Source organism: Hadarchaeum sp. (SeqCode), from assembly GCF_038871235.1.
Lineage (GTDB): Archaea > Hadarchaeota > Hadarchaeia > Hadarchaeales > Hadarchaeaceae > Hadarchaeum.
Window position 1 is genome coordinate 91,973 of the sequence record NZ_JAVZIN010000004.1, and the last position, 19,561, is coordinate 111,533.

Below are 19,561 nucleotides of genomic sequence, written 5' to 3' on the forward strand. Positions count from 1 at the left end.
ATGCAATTTTGTCCTAAATGCGGACGGCTGCTGCTACCGAAGAAGGAGAAAGAGCAGGTGGTCTTGGTCTGCAGCGCATGCGGTCATGTGGTCAGGGAGGAGAAGGTGGAGGGCTATTCCGTTGTCAAAAAAACCACCACGTCTGAAGATATCTTGGTCGTGGAGGAAGAAACTAAGACAGGTTTGCCCTCAGCTAAGGTCCACTGTCCCAGCTGCGGCCACGATCGGGCCTACTGGTGGATGAGGCAGACACGTTCCGCGGATGAACCGACGACACGTTTTTACCGTTGCGCGAAATGTGGAAAAGTGTGGAGGGAATACGCCTAGTGGGATAATATGGAGGAGATTCAGCAGAGGAGGATGCCCGCCAAGCCGAGGAGGATCGCCGAGATAAAGATAGGTGACGAGAGGGTTAGGGTCGTCGGGCTGGTGGTGGATAAAAGGGACTCAGAGTTCACTTTAGATGATGGAACCGGACGCCTGACGGTAATTTATGATGATCCCGCCGTCGCTGAGGGCGTAGAGGTGGGCTCCAAAGTCAGGGTCTTCGGAGCGCCGCTGGTGGTTTCTGGGACCAGTGAACTACACGCTGACATCGCCCAGAAGCTGGACAAACTTGATTTAAATCTCTACAGAGAAGTAAGACAGGAGGCAGAGAAACTGGAGCGTGAGCTGGGGAGGTAGAATATGGTCAGCGCCAAGATGTCGGATCCCAAAGTTTGGAAGACATGTGTCGGAGCCATGGTTAACCTGATAGAGGAGGCGGCCTTCAGGTTTAGCCCTGAGGGCGTCAAGATGAAGGCAATGGACCCCTCTCATGTGGCGCTGGTGGACTTTGAGCTGCCCGCCGCTGCTTTTTCCGAGTATGCGGTCAAACAGCCGGTGACGCTGGGAATAAACCTTACTGAAATGGATAAGATACTTTCCCGGGCCAAGGCGGACGATGAGCTGATACTTGAACTTGATGAGAAGATGAATCGTCTGGCCATTGTTTTCAAGGGTGCCTCGACCAGACGGCTGAGCTTGCCCCTCATCGACGTTCGGGAGGCGGAGCTACAGGAGCCGAGGATACAGTTCACCGCCACGGCCGAGATACTCGCCGGGATCATCCAAGATGGGCTCAAGGATGCCGAACTGATCAGCGACAACGTGAGGTTCGAGCTCAACGAGGAGGGATTTTTTGTCACCGCTGAGGGGGACAGGGGATCTACCGAACTCAAGCTCTGCAAGGGCGACAAGGGGTTGCTGAAGCTCAGCGTCAGGGAGAGGGCCCGGGCTATGTTCAACATAAAGTATCTCACCGATATGACCAAGGCGGCCGGGTCTGCTGACGTGATAAAGGTCAGCTTGGGGACCAACCTGCCCATTCAGCTGGACTACCCAATAGCTGGGGGCGTGGGGAAGCTCAGATTTTTGCTGGCGCCAAGGGTGGAATCGGAGTAGCTCCTCTGAAAAAGTTAAATCTGGAGACGCCGAAATAGCCTCAAAGCTGATTGTTGGGGCTGGACTTGATCGCTCCGGAATATTTGGCCGTGCTGGATCCGTTTGCAGACGAGGCGAAGCGGATCGTGGAAACATCGCCGCCGCTGGAGTCCCTACCGCCGGAGATAGTTGAGAGGTCCGTCCGACGGGTGAAGTGGACGACCAAGGAGATGCTGGTCGAGCCGAACCTAGATAGCATCCGGGCTGAGGTGCTTTCCTTTTACCTGATGTGCCAGGCGGTTGCTTCAGTCTCCTTTCCCGGCTCGCCAGAGGTCCGCCTGATCAGCGAGGCGACCCGGAACACGCTCAGATACCGGATGTATGACCTCTTCAAGAGGGGGCAGGTGGATCTATGCTTGAGGGCCGTCAAGCGCTCGATAAACTTAGTGGATTTGGAGATCGGGGAAGCCATCCAGGTTGCCGGCTTTACCATACCTCGCGATGATTTCTACCGCCTGCGCGACCTGAGGCTGGCGGAGGATGGGCTGGAGACGGTTGACGATAGGATTCTTCCCCAGTATCTGCCGAGGTATGCGGTGAGGTGGACCGATCTCGCTCCACTGCTCAGGCACCGGCGAAAGGAGCTGACCAAGCTTTATCTGGTCGGGGGCTGGGCTGTGATCACACCTCGGGATCTCTGGGATCTTTATGCTAATTTCATCAGCGTGAGACTGGAGGATTACGTGCAGTCTGTCTATGAGAGAATTCTGGAGTCGGGAGCCCAGCCGTCGGGAGTTCTAGCCCAAGTGGGCGAAAGGATTTCCTCGATGGTGCCTAAGGAAGTGGCGATTCGCGAGGGATTCACCCGCGGGCCGGCGGGCAGGCTTCGGCCCGAGTTCTTCCCGCCGTGCATGAAGCTGGCCTTGAACGGGGTCGGGGCCGGACTGAGAAACTACGCCATCATGATGATGCTCACGCCCTTTCTCTCCTATGCTAGGGTGGCTCCTTCTGGAAAGGTGGCCACGAGGATGGCTGACTTCATCAATGATATTTCTATAGTCAGGGATGAAATCGCCCCGCTTCTCTTTGAGGCGGCGGAGAGGTGCAATCCCCCCCTTTTCAAGGATCAACCCCAGGAAAAGGCTGGCATTTTTTACCACATGGGGTTTGGCATGACGACCGAGCCCACTCTTGCCGACTCCGGAAGATCGAAGTGGTACCGGACCCCCAACTGTTCCAAGATTCAGATGTCGGCACCAACTCTCTGCAGGCCGGATGAATTCTGTCGCAAGGTGAAGAACCCGCTTACCTATTACTTCAGGAGGAAGTATGAGGCGTCGAGGGCGGAGTGAGGTGTCCGGATGATAATGCGCGAGGCAACTCCTGAGGAACGCCGTAGGTTTTACCTAGAGGAGTGGAACAAACGTGAGGTACCTGATTTTATACTTCACACAATTTCGATGAGGGAGTTTGGTTTCGACCTGGATGGTAAGGGACCCAATAACCGCTACAACCAGTTCTTGACGGTCGACCAGCTGGGTGATTTCCTAAGGATCCGGGCACCCTACTCTGCTTACGCTAGCGTGGCGCTCTACGAGAGGCCCTCGGCGCGGGAGGGCTGGCTTAAAGCCGAGCTGGCGCTGGACATTGATGCCAAGGACCTGCCGCTCAAGTCGTGCGGATGCCCGCCTGGCAGCGTTTGTGAAAGGTGCCTGGATGAGGCGAGGCAGGTTGCCAAGCAGTTTGCCGAGGTCTTGGCGAGTGACCTAGGACTACGGAAGATAAATTTCATTTACTCTGGGCGTGGCTTTCACATTAGAGTCAACGATGAGTCGGTGATGACGCTTGAGGGCAATGAAAGGGCGCAGTTGGTGGACTATGTAACTGGTGGGGTGATCCCGTCCGATTTCACCATGGCGCTGGGCTATTCCAAGGTCTTCCGCGAGAGGCTGGAGAGGACCTTCAGTTCACTGAGGATGGAGGATTTACTTGAGGTGAGGGGTATGAAAAGGTCGCTTGCTCAGCGGCTCATTCAGGAGAAAGAACGCGCCATGGAGATGATAAGAAAAGGGAAGCTGGATGAACTTTCCGGCTTAGAGGGCATGGGCCCCAAGACCTTCCGGAACCTTCTGGAGTTTCTGACTAAGCTGAATTCAGGTTTCACGGATGGCAAGGTCACCATCGACACTAAGAGGATCCTTAGGCTGCCTTCAAGCCTGCACTCAGGAGTAAGCATGAAGTGCATGGTGGTTCAGGACATCGACAGGTTCAAGCTGGAGGAGGCGGTTCCTAAATTTTTGAGGGAGGCGGCTGGATGATAAATTTCTCCCTTGAGGAACTAGTCAGGATTTACCAGGCAGAAAAGAATTCGCGCGAGTTGGTTGAAATATCCGATGACTTCTATCAAAGCGTCGGCGGGCACATCTCTAGGTTAAATGCCGAGATCAGCCGTTCTGATGTCGTGAGGAGGGAGCTGCTGGGGGAGGAACTCCGGAACGTTGTTTTCATGGTCCAAGAGATTTACTTTACTCGGCTCGTCAAAGCCATGGCGGCCGTTGTTCGGGGTCAGGTGCCCGCTCCGCTGATCGAGCGCGAGCGCTTTGCGTTTAGCGAGATCAGGCAGATTCTGGAAAAGCTCCATGCTGAGCTGGTGCAGCCAGCCATTTCTGGCAAGGTTGAGGTCATCGTTCCAGAGCGGATAACGAACACCCTTTGCATCATGCTGTCCGACTTCCAGGAGAGGATCGTCGGCGCCGACCTGAAGAGTTACGGGCCTTTTGCTAAAGGAGAGATAGCCAGCTTGCCGGCGCTTAACGCTGAGATAATGGTGAAACACGGGCTGGCGAGGAGGATAACGGTAAAAGCCTAGAGCCGATATGCTTTTTGGGATGAAGTGCGGATGTTTGCGGGGGAAAAGAGATGATAATACCCAAGAAGATCAGGACTTACTGTCCTTCCTGCAAAAAACACACTGAGCACAACGTCGCCCAGCTGAAGAAGCGGGCGGCGCGACCGCTGAGCTGGGGTCAGCGCCAGTTCACTAGGGTCACTGCGGGCTACGGTAGCCAGCCCAGGTCTGAGCAGAAGAAGTTCTCAAAAACTTCCAAGAAGGTGGTTTTGATGCTGAAGTGCACCGCCTGTAAAAAGTCACATCCGTACAAGGGCTTCAGGAGCAAAGGGGTGAAGTTTGAGGAGGGATAGTTTGGCCGAAAAAAGACGTTCAAAGTTCTTAGTGGTTAGGTGCAACGAGTGCGGTAATGAGCAGGTGGTCTTCAGCCACGCCAGCACTCCCGTCAGGTGCAACGTTTGCGGCAACACAATTTCAGTTCCCCGTGGTGGAAAGGCCGAGATCAAGGCTACCGTTTTGGGTGCTGTGGAGTAGGGGCAGATTATGGTCAGGTACAGATCTGAGTGGCCTTCGGTGGAGGAGCTGGTCTTGTGCACGGTGAAGAAGGTCTTCCCCCAGGGAGCGTTCGTGACGCTGGATGAGTACGGTGGAAAGGAAGGGATGGTTCATATTTCTGAGGTCGCGTCAGGCTGGATCAAGAACATCAGGGATCATGTTCGTGAGAACCAGAAGGTGGTATGCAAAGTTCTCGCGGTCGACCCGGCGAGGCAGCAGGTGGATCTTTCCATCAGGAGAGTCAAGGACAGCGAGCGCAGGTGGAAGGCACAGCGGGTCAAGCTCAACCAGAGGGCCGAGAAGCTGCTGGAGCTGGCCGCAAGCAAGCTGGGCAAGACACTGGATCAGGCCTATGAAGAGATTGGGTTTAAACTGCAGGAAAAGTTTGGCGATTTGTATTCCGCAATGGAAACGGCGGCCAAGGACAGCAGCAGCCTTGTTGGCCTTGCCGACGAGTCTTGGGTGAAGACCATCGCTGAGCTTGCCAAGGAATCCATCCAGACACCTTCTTACAAAGTCACCGGAAATGTGATTTTGAGTTCAACGGCACCTAACGGGGTGGAGATAATAAAGTCAGCGATGATAAATGCCCGCGATTCCGTCAGGGACGAGGACATCAACGTGGAGATTTACTACGTTGGTTCACCCCGTTACAGGATTGAGGTGACGGCTCCTTCCTACAAGGCCGCCGAGAATGCGATGCAGCAGGCGGTTGAGATGATGATCGAGGCCGTGACCAAGGCTGGCGGGAAAGGGGAGTTCCAGAGGTCGGGTTGAAATGAGGATGAAAAAATGTAAGTCCTGTGGTATTTACACCTTAAAGGATCTGTGCCCGAGCTGTGGAGGGCAAACGATCTCACCTCACCCACCTAGGTTTTCCCCCCAAGATCCCTATGGCAAGTATCGCAGGATGCTGAAGAAACAGGCGGGAGTTCCATGAAGGAGACGGTAATTGAAGTGCTGATCAAGCCCCGGCTGAAAAACCCGGTTTTGATTGGAGGACTCCCAGGCATGGGCTACGTGGGTAAGTTGGCGGTAGAGCACTTGGTGGCGGAAATTAGAGCCAAGAAGTTCGCGGAGCTTTACTCACCTCATTTTCCACACCAAGCTGTTGTGGAGAGGAATGGCTTGATCAGGCTTCCGAGAAATGAGTTTTACTGGGCTAAGGTGGATGGGAGAAGCCTAGTCATCTGGACCGGTGACGCCCAGTCGGTGACTCCAGAGGGACACTATGAGATCGTGGAGAAAGTTCTGGATTTTGTCGAGAAGCTGGGCGTCAGGCAGATGTTCACACTGGGCGGCTTTGCCACCGGGAAGTTTTCGAGGGCCCAACCCAAGGTGGTTGCCCTTGGCGATCCGGAATTGCTCAGGGATGTAGGCCCACTTGGAGTTTCCATAGAAAAAAGGGGAGGGCCCATCATCGGCGCGGCCGGCCTGCTGGTCGGGCTGGGAAAGCTACGCCGGATGCCGGGTGTTTGTCTGCTGGGTGAAACTCACGGGATGCTCGTTGATCACCGTGCGGCGCAGGCGGTTCTTCAGGTGGTGCTGAAGGTGCTGGGTCTGAACATCAGCCTGGAAAACCTGCAGCAGAGGGCGAGGGAAACGGAGCAAATGATTGAGCGGGTTCAGCGGGAAATCGTGAGCCGCGAGGAGATGATGAAGAAACGTGAGGAGGAAGAGTCCTGGTATATCGGTTGATTTCTTTCATCAGCTTGGTTTTTTCATTCTACTTAAAAATTTAAACCAAGGGCGTGGTGGCTTGTCTGAGCTCAGGAGTTATGCTGCGGATTTTCACATTCACTCGAAATATTCGGGCGCCACCTCCAACCAAATGGATGTGAGCACGATAGCGGCACAGGCCAAGCTCAAGGGGCTCACCTTTGTCGGAACTGGCGATGTCTTTCACCCCTCTTGGTTCCGGAGCTTGAAGGAGGAGCTGGTTGAGGTGGCCGAGGGGACGTTTGAGCACCGGCGTTACGGGACTAAATTTATTCTTACAGCCGAGGTCGAGGATAGGAACCGCGTGCATCATGTCATCATTTTACCCTCCTTCTCCACGGTTGAGAGCGTTCGCGAGAAGCTGGCCAAGCATTCCAAGGATATCGACAGTGATGGCAGGGCACACATCGAGCTGAGCGCTCAGGAGATTGCCGAGATCGTGACTGCCCACGACTGCCTGATCGGGCCTTCGCACGCCTTCACACCTTGGACTAGCGTCTACAAGGAGTTTGACAGCCTTAGGGATTGCTATGGTGATAAGCTCAGCGCGGTCAGCTTTCTTGAGTTGGGGCTGAGCGCGGACAGCGACATGGCGGACAGAATAGCCGAGTTAGCTGATCTTACCTTTCTTTCCAATAGTGACGCTCATTCGCCTTGGCCTGACAAACTGGGCAGGGAGTTCAACCGCTTGGGGCTGGCTGAGCCTACCTACGCTGAGGTAATTAAGGCGATCAGGCGAGAGGATGGCAGGCGGGTGCTTCTTAATGTTGGTTTTGATCCTCGTTTGGGCAAATACCATGTCACCGCCTGTTCCCGCTGCTTCAAGCAGTTCTCAGTGGAGGAGGCTGTCAGGTTGAGGTGGAAATGTGATGACTGCCGGGGCTGGATAAAGAAGGGGGTCATGGATAGGGTGAATGAACTAGCGGACTATCCTGAGCCCAGACACCCTCCCCACCGTCCGGAGTACCTGAGGATAGCGCCACTGGCTGAGGTCATTGGGCTGGCCACCGGGGAGGATCCTCACTCACCCAATGTTCAGTCCGAATGGGAGAAGCTGGTGACGAGCTTTGGTGACGAGATCTCGGTGCTGGTGGACGTCTTTCCCGAGCTGCTTCTAGAGGTCACCAGCCCGAGAATAGTAGAGGTTATAAAGTCGTTCAGGACAGGAACATTAAGGGTGATTCCGGGCGGAGGCGGACGCTATGGCCATCTGGAGATTGGGATGGAGGTAACCAAGAAGCTGCCGCCGAAGCCGCAGAGGAAGCTCACGGAGTTTGGAGTATGAAGGTGGATCAGAATCTCTGTGTCCGGTGCGGTGGATGTGTGGGTGTATGTCCCTTTGACGCCATCGAGGCAACTGACGGCGTCGTCGGGCCGAACCAGAGGTGCACCGACTGTGGCATCTGCGCGAAGATCTGTCCTATGGGGGCGATCAGGGTTGAAAGAAAGCTATGATGTGGTCGTCGTCGGAGCTGGGCCAGCGGGATCGGTGGCGGCCTATTCAGCGGCCAAGGCAGGGACAAGCGTTTTGGTACTCGAACGCCGCAGGGAGATCGGGGTACCAGTGCAGTGCGGGGAGGCTCTTTCAGAGGATGTTCTCAAAGAAATGAATATCAAGCCTGATCCGAGCTGGGCGGTGAATCCCACCAACTCGGTAAAGATAGTTTCTCCTTCAGGTATAGCCGTTCGCATCTCTGAGCGTAGGGTGACGGGTAAAGTCGGCTACATCTTGAATCGCAAGGTCTTTGACAAATACTTGGCTCTCAGGGCTGCAGAAGCTGGCGCCGATATCCGGGTTGGGACTTACGTGGATGGTCTGATGTTTAAGGATGGCAAGATTTGTGGGGTTAGGGCCAGAGGGTTTGAGGGTAACCTTAAGGTTGAGAGTAAAGTGGTGATAGCCGCCGACGGTGTCGGTTCTAGGGTGGCTCGCTGGGCCGGGATGAACACGGCGATAAAGCTGGATGATTTTGAGAGCGGCGTCCAGTTCCAGATGGTGGGAGTTGATTTTGAGTCGCCGACAATGCTGGAGTTTTACCTCAGCAGCAAAATAGCTCCGGGAGGATATGCTTGGGTGTTTCCAAAAGGGGAGCATTTGGCCAACGTGGGTCTGGGTGTCTTGGGCAGCCGGGCCGAGCGAAGGGCCATTGATTATCTGCGTGATTTTGTATCAAGTAATCCCGCCCTGGCAAAGGGCAAGGTGGTCGAGATAAATGCCGGGGGCATCCCTGTTTGCGGGCCGCTGAAACAGACGGTGAAAGACAACGTTGTTCTGGTGGGAGATGCCGCCCGTCAGGTCAACGCCCTAACTGGTGGAGGCATTGATTCTGCCATGCGAGCCGGACAAATTGCGGGTGAAGTGGTGGCGGAAGCGGTCAAAGAGGGAGATGTCTCTGAGAAAAGGTTGAAGGAATATGATAAGCGATGGCGGGAGAAGATGGGTAAGTCTCACGAGAGGTACTTTAAGGCGAAGAATGTGCTTTTGAGTTTAAGCGACCGGGAGCTCGACCAGCTTGCCGAGACGCTTTCCAAGGTGGACTTTGATAGGATCAGCTTAACTGACATGCTGAAAGTGTTGGTAAAGTCACACCCGAAGTTGCTATGGAAGCTCAAGGGCTTAGTTTGAAAGTTATCCTTCCTTTGGCAGTTTTTTCCACAGAATTGCGGCCGAGACCAAACCGATTAATCCGGATATCAGAAACGCTGAGGTTGGACCAAATGAGTCGGCGATGGCACCCCCCACGCCCGGGAAAACGCCCCAGCCGATTGACGTGACTAAGTTGAAGATGCCCATCAGGTAGCCCGCACCGCCACCAGACTTGGAAAACGCGCTCAGGACAGAGGGATATAACAGCCCTTCCGCTATTGCGAGCGGAATTAGAAGTACCGTCAGCAAGATGGCGTCGGATGCCAAGTAGAGGAGGAAGAAGGTGAGAGAGACGCCGAGCAATCCCGCCAAGATAACCGGACGGTGGCCCACTTTGTCGGAGAGGGCGCCCATGGGGGTGAAGATTACTGCTCTGATCAGGACAAAGAATGTTATTAGTAACCCGACATCGAATGCCGACATTTTGAGACCAGATGTCGCATAGACGGGAAGAATGGTGTTGATTATCGCCACTGTGCCCACATATATCAGACCAGCAAAGCAAAGAGCCAATATCTTGGATAGGTTTGGCTTATCTAAGATGGACTGTGGGCCGATTTCAGGGATCTTTGTCGCCACCGCGGCGGAGGCTAGTGCTACCAATCCCCAGAGCATGAAGGTTATCTGAGCCCCTGCAACGGAGTAGCAGAAACCACCGATGATTGGGCCTAGGGCAACCCCGAAACCCCACCACCTGCCATAGGACCCCATCGCCCTGCCTCGGGCATCGATTCTTGAGCTGGCGATTATTGCCACTTGGACATTTATCCAGAGGACGGTTTCAGTTAGTCCCTGCAGAAACCTGAGAACCAACAGCCAGGGAATCGACGGGGCGAAAGCGTAGAGGGTCATCACAATCGCGGTGCTGAGGAAGCCCCCGATGATGAACTTCTTCTTCTCGTGTTTATCGCTTGCTTGGCCTATGGGCAGCGAAAAGATCGCGCCGAGAATCACATAGGCGACGCCCAGCATCCCGATCTCAGTATAGCTGGCGCCGAGGCTGCTGGCGTAAAGCGGGAGGGCTATAGCTGAGCCACCCATCGCCATGGACATCAGGAAGACAGCAATCATCAGCCAGGACATATTTTGTAAATGGGATTTTTTCCAAATAAATTTATTAACTCAGGTTCAGAAGGTCGCAGTGTGATGATGCTGGAGACTCCCATTGTCATCGTTAACTTCAAGACCTATCCTGAGGCCACCGGGGAAAATGCCGTCAAGCTGGCTCGTCTCATCTTGGAGGCGGGAAAAGACCATGGTGTTTCGGTGGCTGTGGCACCGCAGTTGGCCGACATCTATAGGGTTGCCTGTCGCGTAAAGATTCCCGTCCTTGCTCAGCACGTGGATCCGGTCAAGCCGGGTAGGAACACGGGGTGGATAACTCCTGAATCGGTAAAGGCGGCTGGGGCCGTGGGCACTTTAATCAATCACGCGGAGCACAAAATTTCTATTGACCAGATTGCCAGTGTCGTGGCTCGCGCTAATGAGATTGGGCTGTCAACGGTTGCCTGCGCCGCCGACATAGAGGAGAGCCGGGAGATAGCCAAGCTTGGGCCGGAGATGATCGCGGTTGAGCCTCCAGAGCTAATCGGCACCGGGGTTTCTGTTTCTAAGGCGAAGCCTGAGGTGGTAACGAGGTCGGTGGGAGCGGTTAAAGAGGCCAATTCAAAGGTTAAGGTCGTCTGCGGCGCCGGCATAACCACCGGAGATGATGTGGCGAGGGCTCTGGAGTTGGGAGCTGAAGGGGTGCTGCTGGCTTCCGGAATTGTTTGTGCACAGGATCAGCGGGCGGCGATTGTGGATATCATCAGGGGCATGTTAAAGGGCTAGCCTCAACATTCCAAGTTTTTAGCAACGTATTTTTTCTTAGAGATTTACAGGTTGTTGGGCCGCCGTAGCTCAGCTGGCAGAGCGATCGCCTTGTAGCTGTGGCGGGAGAGCGATAGGTCGTGGGTTCAATCCCCACCGGCGGCTCCACTTTTGACAGTGTTTTATCCTGTAAAGTCCAGATTTGATGGGAGAGAATGACGGAAGGTTATGTGGGTCAGATCTTCAACTCGTTACAGGGTGAGGGAATATACATAGGCAGACGGCAGGTCTTTGTTCGCTTCGCCGGCTGTTCGTTAGATTGCAACTATTGCGATACTGAAGTTTACAGACGCTTTAGGTCGACATTTTGTGAAGTCGAGACCAAGCCGGGATCAATGAAAACTAAACTGGTGAAAAATCCGATGAGTCATGAGCGGGTGCTTCGGCATATCCGACGCTTGGCAACTCCAGACATCCACAGCGTGTCGCTGACAGGCGGTGAGCCGTTGAATGCAGGCGAGTTTCTCGTTGAAATCGCCAAAGGCTGCCAGCGAGCGGGCTTGGCCACTTACTTGGAGTCGAACGGAGCCAGCCTCGGGATGATGAAAAGGGTCGTGGAGTACATCGACTTTGCGGCCATGGACATCAAGTTGCCTGAGCACCGTGCCGTGCCGGTCAAAAGCTGGCCTAAGCTACTTGAGGAGGAGCTCTCCTGTATTGACCTGTCAATTAACAGCGGTGTGCGAACCTTCGTCAAAATCGTGGTCCTTCCTAACACATCTGAGAAGACGATTCTAAAGGTATGCCGGAAATTGGTCGAGCTGGGCGATGTTCCTCTTGTGCTCCAACCGGTTACTCCCGCCCGAAAAATAAAACGTAGCCCGACGATGGCGCAGATGTATCGCCTTTCCCAGGTAGCAGCCCGAGCTGGTGTGAAGGAGATAGCAATAATACCCCAGCTGCATAAGTTGATTGGGGTCTTCTGATGCGGGTGGAGCTGACCGAGGGGCTGGGCTTCTCAGCCGCCCATTTTATCATCGGGCACAAAAAATGTGAGTATCTGCACGGGCACAACTGGCGGGTGGGAGTGACCGTGGATGGGGAGGAGGACGAACGCGGGCTGGTGGTCGATTTTTTGGATCTCAAGCGGATGATGGAAAAGATCTGCAGTGTCTACGACCACCGTCTATTGCTGCCGTCGAAGAATCCGGCGATAAAGATCGTCTCAGAGGGAAAATCAACTCGCATTGTCGTGCATGGTCGGGAGTTCGAGTTTCCCAGTTCTGATGTTGTTTGGATTCCGGCAGTAAACACAACCGTTGAGGAATTTGCCCGGGTTCTCGCCGACGAGATAGTCAAGTGTCTTTCCGGACGTCCTAACGTGAAAAGCATCAAGGTTTTCGTTGAGGAGTCCCCAGGTCAGAGCGCCACTGAGGAGCGCTTGCTGGGACCAAGGCCGCTGGAGGTTTCCTAGTGGACCCTGGAATTTATGCCCTTTTGATTTACGTACCCTATGATTTATCGTTGAATATTGGTCAGCTGGGCGCGATCGATTTCAAACGAGGTTATTATGCCTACGTGGGCTCGGCGCTCGGAGGCATTTCGGCCCGCGTGCGGAGGCATCTGAGGAGCGAGAAGAAGTTGCACTGGCACATAGACCATCTTCTGCTTCACGCTCGGGCCGTCGATGTCGTGGCGGCCCGCGGCAGGGGTAGGAAGGAGTGCACGGTAGCCGCTGAGCTAGCAAAGCATCTCCCCAGCATCAAGGGATTTGGATCCAGCGACTGCAACTGTGAGAGCCATCTTTTCTACAGCCCGGACTTCGACGAGCTGCGCCGGGTGGTTTTTGAGGGATTCAAGGAGAGCGGTGTAAAGATATTCAAGTTCGGTGAGGTTTGAAGACCTGTTTTTCTCGGAAACCTAAAATGTCTTGCTGAATCATAGTCGATTTTGGCGGGGAAGTTAAATGGGCAGACGATGGCAGCTGGAGCGCCGAAGGGATCACTATTACCGTTTGGCGAAGCTTGAGAAGTATCGAAGCCGGGCCTCCTACAAGCTGAAGCAGCTGAACCAGCGTTACGGGCTGCTCCGACGCGGTGATGTCGTCGTTGATTTGGGTGCCGCTCCTGGTGGCTGGATGCAGGTGGCTCTGGAGGAAGTTGGTGAGGCGGGCTTTGTGCTGGGTGTTGATTTACAGAGGATTAAGGAGTTTCCCAATAAAAATGCCGTAACCATCGTGGCCGACATCACCGATCCCTCGGTTGTGGAAAAAATTAGTGAGAGAATACCCCGCCCTGCTGACGTAATCATCTCCGACGCTTCACCGTTGATCTCCGGGGTCTGGGATGTGGATCAGGCTAGGTCGGTGGAACTGGTGAGATCGGCTCTGAGGATCGCTGAAGAGGTTCTGGCCCCTGGCGGCAAGTTCTTGGCCAAGGTTTTTCAGGGCGCATTGATGGAAGATCTTTTGAAACAGGTCAAAGAGAAATTTGAATTTGTGAAGGTGTCAAAGCCCTCAGCGTCGAGAAAGGGCAGCGCGGAAGTTTATGTCATTGGGAAGGGGTTCAGGCATTCTCGATGATCTTCAGGATCTCTTCGATTGGTGCGTCCGTTCTGAAGCCAGTGTTGGAAAAATGAGTGCGTGAGGCGAAGTAACCATTACTTCTGATCGCGGAAATTAATTCTCCCATTTTTGGTGTAGGTTTTTTCAGAAATCCTGCTAACCGGTTGAGATCGTAGAAGGTGGGCGGGCCATCAGCTTCCTCGGCGCATCTGCAGAGAAGCGAAATCTCTTGATGTTTTAATCCAAAGTTCCTCTCGGATAGATCAGCTATGACCTCTTGGATGAACCTCTTGTCAGCTAATTTTCCAGTCCAGAGAGGACCAGCATGGGAGTACTTTCTGCCACATTCGCAGTGTTCGGGCAGTTCCGTGATTAGACCATAGCTGATTTTTCGGCGCATACACGCATTACAATGGGAAATGTATCCCATTTCTTTTAGTAACTCATCAGCGCGCTGGGCTCCCCTTTGTCCCTGAAGGTAGATCCGAAAGTAGTGTCGTGTGGCGTGGACCAGAACTGGGGTCAGGGCGATCTCATGTAGTCCTCCGATCCGCTGGGCGAACCCAATCAGTATTCTGATCCCAATTTCGTGGCAGTATTCTGTTTTCAGCGGCTTGGCTCCATACCTTCTGAGACAGGTCTTAGGGTAGGTTCCTGAGAGGGGTGCGGTGTCGGTGGCCGTCAGCGCCAGCATTCCCCTCCGCGATAGCGAGCTGCAGGCGGCATCTAGAAAGGGCGCTGGTGAGCCGAAAGGATCCAGATCCACGAAGTTGAATTTGCCCCTGTTTTGCAGGAGAATGATGTTAGCATCGGCTAAGCTTGCCTCGACCGAGTTGCTCAGTCCGTTTAGTTCAGCGTTTCGTTTTATCAGCTCGAAAGCATCCATAGACTTATCGTTCACGACACATCTTGCGACGCCTTTTACTTCATTAGCATACCGGAGCCCTCTGATGCCAATGCCTGCAAGCGGATCGCAGATATACAAGCGGTTGAACATCTGAGCAGTTACTTGAGCCACCGAAATTGAGATATCGCGACAGAGTTCCATATTGGGGTTGTAGAAAACCTTGGTCAGTGAGGGAGCATAGTCACCAGCCCCCGTCTTAAAATCTTCAGGGTTGGGTGACTCAACTTTAGTTTTTCCCTCGGTTATTAAGATTGTTCTCACGGAACCACAATGATTTTTGTAAGATCTAACTATAAGTAATGTCAGGTGGTCTTGATTTTCAAATTCATAATCATAGTAGTAGTTATCATAGTTTCGATTGCCATAGTAAGTTATTAAAAGGACATCATCATAGTAGTAGAAATTGCTCAGGTTTATATCTGGACCTTTTCATAGTTTTAACCATGAAGTGCTCTCGGTGTGGGTATCAGTGGGAACCGAAGGTCCCGAATCCAAAGGAATGCCCGCGATGCAAAACTAGGCTGGATTACGTTTCTATGCCTGTAGGGGCACCAAAAAGGTTTGAAAAAAAGGAGGTGAGTAAAGCGATGTCTAGTAAACTTCCGTGGGTCGCAGCGATCATCATAGTAGCAGCAGCGGTTGCGGCTTGGGCGCTTTGGCCAACTGCTGAAGTTCCGGCTACGGTACCGTCCGCTGGGGCCAAGATAACGCTGGCAACCGGATCCGGCACCGTTTTCGCCGCGCCTCCAGAAAACTCCGGTATTGAGAACATATACATCGTAAAGACTGGGCAGAATTACACCCAAAACTTTAGTGGACTGACCGACAACTATCTGGCTGTGATTTCATCAAATGGTGCTTCGGTGATAATCCCCTACGACACACCATTTGCCATCGTTGTCGCCGTCACGGGCCACAAGGACAACATGGGACAGCTTACCACGGCATACCTGAAGGTTGCATTGGGGGCAATCACAAGCTCCGGAGAGTGGTCTATACCCTATGAGAACTCTGATGACAACAGCGCGATCAAGGAAAATATTTTCTACTCCGATAGTACCAAGATCCGCGTCAACGTCGTTTGGGACAATGGTGGCAATTATTACCAGCTAAAGGCCGATGATAATTTAATTATACAGCACGTTGACCTCTGGTTGCGCGGTAAGTACACCGGTTAGTTTTGGCGGGCAAAGATGGGTAAAGGGGCACGTGAATCACGCGTGCCCGATTTTTTATTTTTCATTATTCTCATAAATTAATTTTAGAACACTTGGGCAAACGGCTTATATTTTCTGAGTGACGACAACTATCGGAAGGTGTCAAGTTTGCCCGACAGAAAAACAGCCGCGATCTTGTTGTTGGCGATTTTGGTTGCAGTCATGGGGGTGGGCTGGCGCATGGCCGAGTCGAAGCCCCCGCAGGTCATGCCTCTTCCTGAGGATGTGGAGAACTGGACGCATCTCTTCCGAGGATATAAGGCATATCTCGACAAAGAAATTCACTACTCGGTTGTAAACGGGGACAGCATGTTGCCGACCTTCAAAGATGGCGATCTGGTGCTATGGGTTGCTGTCGATAACACTTTTGAATTTGGAGTGGGCGATATCATCATTTACAAACACCCGACTAGACCCTATCTCGACAACATCGTACACAGGATAATCGAGGTGGGGACGGACTATAGGGAAAATCAGTTCAAGACCAAGGGGGACAATTCACCTGAGGAATACTGGGTGCCGCGCGCAAATATTCATGGGCTCGTGATCGGAGTAATTTACCAAAAATAAATTGGAACGGCTGCTATCGCAAACCTATGCTACTTTTAGTCAATTTTTCAGGAGCACTCGGCAAGGTTTCTGTTAACTAATGGGTGCCGAATCCTTGCTTGATTCCATTGCAAAATATGGTCGGAGATGTGCGGAAAATTATTTAATACAAGTAATTAAGGCACGCGCCGTTATGCACACGTGTGCACACAGATAGAATGGGTTCTGTTTACTCAGGAGCTTTGCAGGAGAGCTAGAGGTAGGCGGCGGTTCTACGTGCAACTTCAGAGAATCCTCGGTGAGTTGTCGCAGAAAAGCTGGCGCAAGATTGGTGGTTCAGTGTATCTCGTAAATATTGAATATTCCGAATCAATCTTGGAAATGCTAAAAAGTTTTGTGTCCCGACTTAAAATGGTTTCAAAGGTCAGGTTTTGAGTGAATATTACACGTTCTTATTCGGTCCTTGGCTAAGAGCATACTGCACACGTGTGCATTCTCTGGATTAAATTCTCCGCAGATCCAAGTCAACCCAAAAGCGGACGAATCTTTTCTTCCTTTGGTCAATTTTTCAGGCAAACTTTTTTCTATTGCTCAGGGTTGCAGAAAAGGCTTTGGATAAGTGTTTATAATCGTTGAAAGTTAGTTTAAAAGGGGTGGCGGTGGGCTCAGAACCGGAGAAAGATAGGAGTAAAAAACTGCTCTCGCTTTTAAAGCCGGCCAAAGAGCGTGGCATTGAAATCAAGGAAAAGCGGGCAATTATAACCGGCGTTTTTTCCTGTAAGGGTGGGGTCGGTAAAACCACCACCTTGGCAAACTTGGCGCTGTGTGCTGCCCAGATCTTTAAGGGCAATGTGCTGGCTATAGATGCCAACCTTTCGGCGCCTAATCTGGGCCTGCATTTCGGTGAGCTCGACCCCAAGGTGACGATTCACGATGCCCTTGCCGGACAGATTCCTGTGGAGAAAACCATCATGGATTACCACGGCCTAGATCTCATTCTCGGTTCGATAGCTTTTGGTGAGGAGGTTCACCTAGTTGATCTCAAGGGACTTTTAGAACCGTTGAGATCCAAGTATCGTCTGATTCTCATTGACTCCGCCCCGGGTATTGGTGCTGAAGTGATCTCGGCGATGAAAATCTGCGATGAAATAATCATTGTTACCAACCCAGAGATACCAACGGTGGCCAGTACTCTGAAGACATTCCGTGCTGCTGAGAGGTACAAGATCCCGATTCTGGGTGTGGTCGTGAACAAGGTCAGAAACGAGCCGTTTGAGCTCACGATTAAAGACGTAAAGAAGGCGTTGGGTTGGCCAATCATAGCTGTGGTTCCTGAGGATATCAAGGTCAGGGAGGCGACCGCGGCCGGAATTCCAGTAGTTTCATACCATCCAAAGTCACCGGCCGCGGTGGAATTCAAGAGGTTAGGCGAGTTTATTACCAAGCATGTCCTCAAAAGCTAGCCAAATTAAGCTAGGGAAAGTTATTGTTGTTTTCGCGTGGTTTTTCTCTTCCTCTCGGAGATTCGCTTTAATTTCTTTAGAGCGGCCAGCTCCTTCCGACCAAACTTTTCCACCGTTGGGGCTGCTGCTGGTCTTCCTATAATGCGGTGTTTCGGCGCGAAAACCGCCTTCTTAAGCCTTTTCAGGATCACATAGTATCGTGATGGCTGGAGGAGACTGTAAATGATCGAAAAGGCAGCCAGACCGCCCGCCATCGCCAGCATGGTGAAGAACTCGTGGGGTACCGCGGGCAGTTCTGGCGTGATGGGTGTGACGGGTTTAACTGGCACGAGTGTTACCCGTTCCCCGACAGCGGCAAAAACTGACAATCCCGGTGAAGTTGCCTCGTAGTAGACGCAAGTGTCATCCTCATAGATGTAGTCGGTGGGCAGTGGCTGCCAGCCGTTCATGAACCGGTAAAGTCTGATCGTCATCTTATCGACACCGTTTAACTCCATCCACGCTTTTTCCAACCTGAAGTGGATCTTCACCGAGGCTATGGAGAAGCTCTCCACGTTGGTCTCTATTTCCCAGAAGTAGTGGTAGACGATTCCCGATGGTGGGAAGATGGTAATTTTGCCCTCGCGTTGCAGTTCTTGGAAAGAGGTCTGGTTAACGGTGATTATCACGTTTTCCAAGTTCGTCAGTGCTGATATTGTCACTCCAGTTATACAGTACCTATAAGGCGTGAAGTCAGCTGTGGCGGACATGCCGCCGGGTATTAAGGCAATAAACGCGGCAACGCCTTTAATTTCGGGAGCGATGATTTCGATGGAGTCGCTGGCAGCGGCTGAGAGCAACCCGGCGTTGTCCCTGACTCTAACGTAAACGGTTCTCATCCCAATCCCAGCTTGCAGTAGGTATTGCTTGGTCGTTGAGAAAGTCTCCCATTCAGTCCAGTTCACACCATCGCTGCTGAACTGCATCTGCGTCACCCCAGAAGTTCCGTCAACCGCGAGCACGGTGATCGTCACTGAGGTTGAACTGGTTGACGGGGCGTTGTTGTTGATGACCACCGCAATTATTGACGGTGGAACGGTGTCGACACCGCAGATAGCATCGGCGACTTTTGGAGCTAGTTCCACGTTGCCTTCATCATCCACTGCTATTGAGTAGAACTGATAGTAGCCATCGCCAGCCGGAGCGGTGAATGACCATGAGTTGGGTCCTGTATTGTCGCCGAAGTTCTCCCAGGAACTCCAGCTCAGTTTGTCCTTTGAATATCGGTACCAAAGTTGGATTATGGCGACATAGCCGCCGCTGCTCGGATCCGATGAAGTAGCCGTAATAGTGAACGGAGTCGCGTTTATCCAGAACGGAGAGATGGCGTTGATGTTCGAATTTGGCACACCTGGAGCTCTGATGCTGATGGTCCAGGCCTCAACCAAATGCCAAGCAGCAGGTGACCTAACCGTGCCGGTCCAGGCTTCCACAACTTTCCAACTCGTCAGAGTTCTAACGGTAGCGGTCCAGGATTGGATCAGTTGCCATTCGGCCGTGCCCCTGATTGTCGCCGTCCATAACTCAATCGGGTGCCACTCGGCAGGAGCCCGTACGGTTGTGGTCCACGATTCGATAAGACTCCATTTGACCGTAGTGGTGATGGTTCCCGCCCAAGTTTCGATGAGATTCCAACGAGCAGGTGCTCGAATCGTATCCGTCCAGCTTTCGATGAGATGCCATTCAGCAGGTGCTCGAACTGTTCCACTCCAAGTTTCGATCAGGTTCCAGGCGGTCGGGGCTCGAACCGTCCCCGTCCACGATTCGATTAAGTTCCACTGCGCTGGAGCACGGACCGTTCCGGTCCAACTCTCGATGAGCCA

At 52.8% G+C, this 19,561-nt stretch carries 26 protein-coding genes and 1 tRNA gene; 24 read left to right on the plus strand and 3 right to left on the minus strand.

Annotated elements, in window-relative coordinates; translation table 11 throughout:
- The 14 genes from QXT02_RS02830 (at nucleotide 1) to QXT02_RS02895 (ending at nucleotide 9,170) form a co-directional block, all read left to right on the plus strand.
- Nucleotides 1-327 (plus strand): transcription factor S, encoded by a 327-nt coding sequence (locus tag QXT02_RS02830; protein ID WP_342811808.1) that lies wholly within the window; start codon nucleotides 1-3, stop codon nucleotides 325-327.
- A gap of 9 nt (nucleotides 328-336) precedes the next feature.
- Entirely contained in the window at nucleotides 337-684 is a 348-nt protein-coding gene (locus QXT02_RS02835) for a hypothetical protein (protein ID WP_342811809.1), read from the plus strand.
- Nucleotides 685-687: 3 nt separating this feature from the next.
- Nucleotides 688-1,443, plus strand: coding sequence for a proliferating cell nuclear antigen (pcna) (pcn, locus tag QXT02_RS02840; RefSeq protein ID WP_342811810.1), 756 nt, complete (start codon nucleotides 688-690; stop codon nucleotides 1,441-1,443).
- 53 nt (nucleotides 1,444-1,496) lie between these two features.
- On the plus strand, nucleotides 1,497-2,774 hold the full coding sequence (locus tag QXT02_RS02845) for a hypothetical protein (protein WP_342811812.1): 1,278 nt from the start codon (nucleotides 1,497-1,499) through the stop codon (nucleotides 2,772-2,774).
- Nucleotides 2,775-2,783: 9 nt separating this feature from the next.
- A complete protein-coding gene (gene priS, locus QXT02_RS02850; RefSeq protein WP_342811813.1) occupies nucleotides 2,784-3,740 on the plus strand; it encodes a DNA primase catalytic subunit PriS in 957 nt (318 codons plus the stop codon).
- Nucleotides 3,737-4,291, plus strand: coding sequence for a hypothetical protein (locus QXT02_RS02855; protein ID WP_342811815.1), 555 nt, complete (start codon nucleotides 3,737-3,739; stop codon nucleotides 4,289-4,291). The genes priS and QXT02_RS02855 overlap by 4 nt, the downstream gene beginning before the upstream one ends.
- Before the next feature lie 50 nt (nucleotides 4,292-4,341).
- Nucleotides 4,342-4,623 carry a 50S ribosomal protein L44e gene (locus QXT02_RS02860; RefSeq protein WP_342811816.1) on the plus strand — a complete coding sequence of 94 codons (282 nt, stop codon included), beginning with the start codon at nucleotides 4,342-4,344 and terminating at the stop codon, nucleotides 4,621-4,623.
- Nucleotide 4,624: 1 nt separating this feature from the next.
- Nucleotides 4,625-4,804, plus strand: coding sequence for a 30S ribosomal protein S27e (locus tag QXT02_RS02865; RefSeq protein WP_342811817.1), 180 nt, complete (start codon nucleotides 4,625-4,627; stop codon nucleotides 4,802-4,804).
- A gap of 9 nt (nucleotides 4,805-4,813) precedes the next feature.
- Nucleotides 4,814-5,602: a translation initiation factor IF-2 subunit alpha gene (locus tag QXT02_RS02870; protein ID WP_342811818.1), complete on the plus strand. Its 789-nt coding sequence runs from the start codon at nucleotides 4,814-4,816 to the stop codon at nucleotides 5,600-5,602.
- A gap of 1 nt (nucleotide 5,603) precedes the next feature.
- Nucleotides 5,604-5,765, plus strand: a complete 162-nt coding sequence (locus QXT02_RS02875; protein ID WP_342811819.1) for an RNA-protein complex protein Nop10 — start codon at nucleotides 5,604-5,606, stop codon at nucleotides 5,763-5,765.
- Entirely contained in the window at nucleotides 5,762-6,523 is a 762-nt protein-coding gene (locus tag QXT02_RS02880; protein ID WP_342811820.1) for a proteasome assembly chaperone family protein, read from the plus strand. Before QXT02_RS02875 ends, QXT02_RS02880 begins: the two co-directional genes overlap by 4 nt.
- Before the next feature lie 61 nt (nucleotides 6,524-6,584).
- Nucleotides 6,585-7,829, plus strand: coding sequence for a TIGR00375 family protein (locus tag QXT02_RS02885; protein ID WP_342811821.1), 1,245 nt, complete (start codon nucleotides 6,585-6,587; stop codon nucleotides 7,827-7,829).
- Nucleotides 7,826-7,999: a 4Fe-4S binding protein gene (locus QXT02_RS02890; protein WP_342811822.1), complete on the plus strand. Its 174-nt coding sequence runs from the start codon at nucleotides 7,826-7,828 to the stop codon at nucleotides 7,997-7,999. Before QXT02_RS02885 ends, QXT02_RS02890 begins: the two co-directional genes overlap by 4 nt.
- The gene (locus QXT02_RS02895) at nucleotides 7,983-9,170 is read left to right on the plus strand and encodes an NAD(P)/FAD-dependent oxidoreductase (protein WP_342811823.1); all 1,188 of its coding nucleotides are present in this window, start codon (nucleotides 7,983-7,985) and stop codon (nucleotides 9,168-9,170) included. The genes QXT02_RS02890 and QXT02_RS02895 overlap by 17 nt, the downstream gene beginning before the upstream one ends.
- Nucleotides 9,171-9,173: 3 nt before the next feature.
- On the opposite strand, the gene QXT02_RS02900 is transcribed toward QXT02_RS02895, so the two are convergent.
- Complete coding sequence (locus QXT02_RS02900) at nucleotides 9,174-10,274, minus strand: MFS transporter (protein ID WP_342811824.1); 1,101 nt, start codon at nucleotides 10,272-10,274, stop codon at nucleotides 9,174-9,176.
- A gap of 60 nt (nucleotides 10,275-10,334) precedes the next feature.
- Here QXT02_RS02900 and tpiA point away from each other — a divergent pair, with 60 nt between their 5' ends.
- The 6 genes from tpiA (at nucleotide 10,335) to QXT02_RS02930 (ending at nucleotide 13,581) form a co-directional block, all read left to right on the plus strand.
- Nucleotides 10,335-11,021 carry a triose-phosphate isomerase gene (gene tpiA / locus QXT02_RS02905; RefSeq protein WP_342811825.1) on the plus strand — a complete coding sequence of 229 codons (687 nt, stop codon included), beginning with the start codon at nucleotides 10,335-10,337 and terminating at the stop codon, nucleotides 11,019-11,021.
- Between the two features lie 58 nt (nucleotides 11,022-11,079).
- Nucleotides 11,080-11,168 (plus strand) — tRNA-Thr (locus tag QXT02_RS02910).
- A gap of 47 nt (nucleotides 11,169-11,215) precedes the next feature.
- Nucleotides 11,216-11,986, plus strand: a complete 771-nt coding sequence (locus QXT02_RS02915; protein WP_342811826.1) for a 7-carboxy-7-deazaguanine synthase QueE — start codon at nucleotides 11,216-11,218, stop codon at nucleotides 11,984-11,986.
- Nucleotides 11,986-12,474: a 6-carboxytetrahydropterin synthase gene (locus QXT02_RS02920; RefSeq protein ID WP_342811827.1), complete on the plus strand. Its 489-nt coding sequence runs from the start codon at nucleotides 11,986-11,988 to the stop codon at nucleotides 12,472-12,474. Before QXT02_RS02915 ends, QXT02_RS02920 begins: the two co-directional genes overlap by 1 nt.
- Nucleotides 12,474-12,899, plus strand: coding sequence for a GIY-YIG nuclease family protein (locus QXT02_RS02925; protein ID WP_342811828.1), 426 nt, complete (start codon nucleotides 12,474-12,476; stop codon nucleotides 12,897-12,899). Before QXT02_RS02920 ends, QXT02_RS02925 begins: the two co-directional genes overlap by 1 nt.
- Nucleotides 12,900-12,966: 67 nt before the next feature.
- Complete coding sequence (locus QXT02_RS02930; protein ID WP_342811829.1) at nucleotides 12,967-13,581, plus strand: RlmE family RNA methyltransferase; 615 nt, start codon at nucleotides 12,967-12,969, stop codon at nucleotides 13,579-13,581.
- Here QXT02_RS02930 and QXT02_RS02935 read toward each other — a convergent pair.
- On the minus strand, nucleotides 13,565-14,731 hold the full coding sequence (locus QXT02_RS02935) for a tRNA (guanine(10)-N(2))-dimethyltransferase (protein WP_342811830.1): 1,167 nt from the start codon (nucleotides 14,729-14,731) through the stop codon (nucleotides 13,565-13,567). The genes QXT02_RS02930 and QXT02_RS02935 overlap by 17 nt on opposite strands.
- 326 nt (nucleotides 14,732-15,057) lie before the next feature.
- Between QXT02_RS02935 and QXT02_RS02940 the strand changes: the two genes are divergently transcribed.
- The 3 genes from QXT02_RS02940 to QXT02_RS02950 all read left to right on the plus strand — a co-directional run bounded on the left by QXT02_RS02940 (nucleotide 15,058) and on the right by QXT02_RS02950 (nucleotide 17,699).
- On the plus strand, nucleotides 15,058-15,648 hold the full coding sequence (locus tag QXT02_RS02940; RefSeq protein WP_342811831.1) for a hypothetical protein: 591 nt from the start codon (nucleotides 15,058-15,060) through the stop codon (nucleotides 15,646-15,648).
- Nucleotides 15,649-15,795: 147 nt separating this feature from the next.
- Nucleotides 15,796-16,257, plus strand: a complete 462-nt coding sequence (locus QXT02_RS02945; protein WP_342811832.1) for a signal peptidase I — start codon at nucleotides 15,796-15,798, stop codon at nucleotides 16,255-16,257.
- A 638-nt stretch (nucleotides 16,258-16,895) separates the two neighbouring features.
- On the plus strand, nucleotides 16,896-17,699 hold the full coding sequence (locus tag QXT02_RS02950; RefSeq protein WP_342811833.1) for a P-loop NTPase: 804 nt from the start codon (nucleotides 16,896-16,898) through the stop codon (nucleotides 17,697-17,699).
- A 20-nt stretch (nucleotides 17,700-17,719) separates the two neighbouring features.
- Here QXT02_RS02950 and QXT02_RS02955 read toward each other — a convergent pair whose 3' ends face one another.
- Nucleotides 17,720-19,126 carry a PGF-pre-PGF domain-containing protein gene (locus tag QXT02_RS02955; protein ID WP_342811834.1) on the minus strand — a complete coding sequence of 469 codons (1,407 nt, stop codon included), beginning with the start codon at nucleotides 19,124-19,126 and terminating at the stop codon, nucleotides 17,720-17,722.
- Here QXT02_RS02955 and QXT02_RS02960 point away from each other — a divergent pair.
- Nucleotides 19,101-19,561: hypothetical protein (locus tag QXT02_RS02960; RefSeq protein WP_342811835.1), on the plus strand; the 461-nt coding region annotated here is incomplete at its 3' end. The two genes, QXT02_RS02955 and QXT02_RS02960, sit on opposite strands and share 26 nt — an antisense overlap.

Bases quoted from the DNA above. Each gene is read 5' to 3' on its own strand.
- QXT02_RS02830 (WP_342811808.1), top strand. From the start codon at position 1: ATGCAATTTTGTCCTAAATGCGGACGGCTGCTGCTACCGAAGAAGGAG.
- QXT02_RS02835 (WP_342811809.1), top strand. From the start codon at position 337: ATGGAGGAGATTCAGCAGAGGAGGATGCCCGCCAAGCCGAGGAGGATC.
- pcn (WP_342811810.1), top strand. From the start codon at position 688: ATGGTCAGCGCCAAGATGTCGGATCCCAAAGTTTGGAAGACATGTGTC.
- priS (WP_342811813.1), top strand. From the start codon at position 2,784: ATGATAATGCGCGAGGCAACTCCTGAGGAACGCCGTAGGTTTTACCTA.
- QXT02_RS02855 (WP_342811815.1), top strand. From the start codon at position 3,737: ATGATAAATTTCTCCCTTGAGGAACTAGTCAGGATTTACCAGGCAGAA.
- QXT02_RS02860 (WP_342811816.1), top strand. From the start codon at position 4,342: ATGATAATACCCAAGAAGATCAGGACTTACTGTCCTTCCTGCAAAAAA.
- QXT02_RS02870 (WP_342811818.1), top strand. From the start codon at position 4,814: ATGGTCAGGTACAGATCTGAGTGGCCTTCGGTGGAGGAGCTGGTCTTG.
- QXT02_RS02875 (WP_342811819.1), top strand. From the start codon at position 5,604: ATGAGGATGAAAAAATGTAAGTCCTGTGGTATTTACACCTTAAAGGAT.
- QXT02_RS02880 (WP_342811820.1), top strand. From the start codon at position 5,762: ATGAAGGAGACGGTAATTGAAGTGCTGATCAAGCCCCGGCTGAAAAAC.
- QXT02_RS02890 (WP_342811822.1), top strand. From the start codon at position 7,826: ATGAAGGTGGATCAGAATCTCTGTGTCCGGTGCGGTGGATGTGTGGGT.
- QXT02_RS02900 (WP_342811824.1), bottom strand. From the start codon at position 10,274: ATGTCCTGGCTGATGATTGCTGTCTTCCTGATGTCCATGGCGATGGGT.
- QXT02_RS02915 (WP_342811826.1), top strand. From the start codon at position 11,216: ATGACGGAAGGTTATGTGGGTCAGATCTTCAACTCGTTACAGGGTGAG.
- QXT02_RS02920 (WP_342811827.1), top strand. From the start codon at position 11,986: ATGCGGGTGGAGCTGACCGAGGGGCTGGGCTTCTCAGCCGCCCATTTT.
- QXT02_RS02930 (WP_342811829.1), top strand. From the start codon at position 12,967: ATGGGCAGACGATGGCAGCTGGAGCGCCGAAGGGATCACTATTACCGT.
- QXT02_RS02940 (WP_342811831.1), top strand. From the start codon at position 15,058: ATGTCTAGTAAACTTCCGTGGGTCGCAGCGATCATCATAGTAGCAGCA.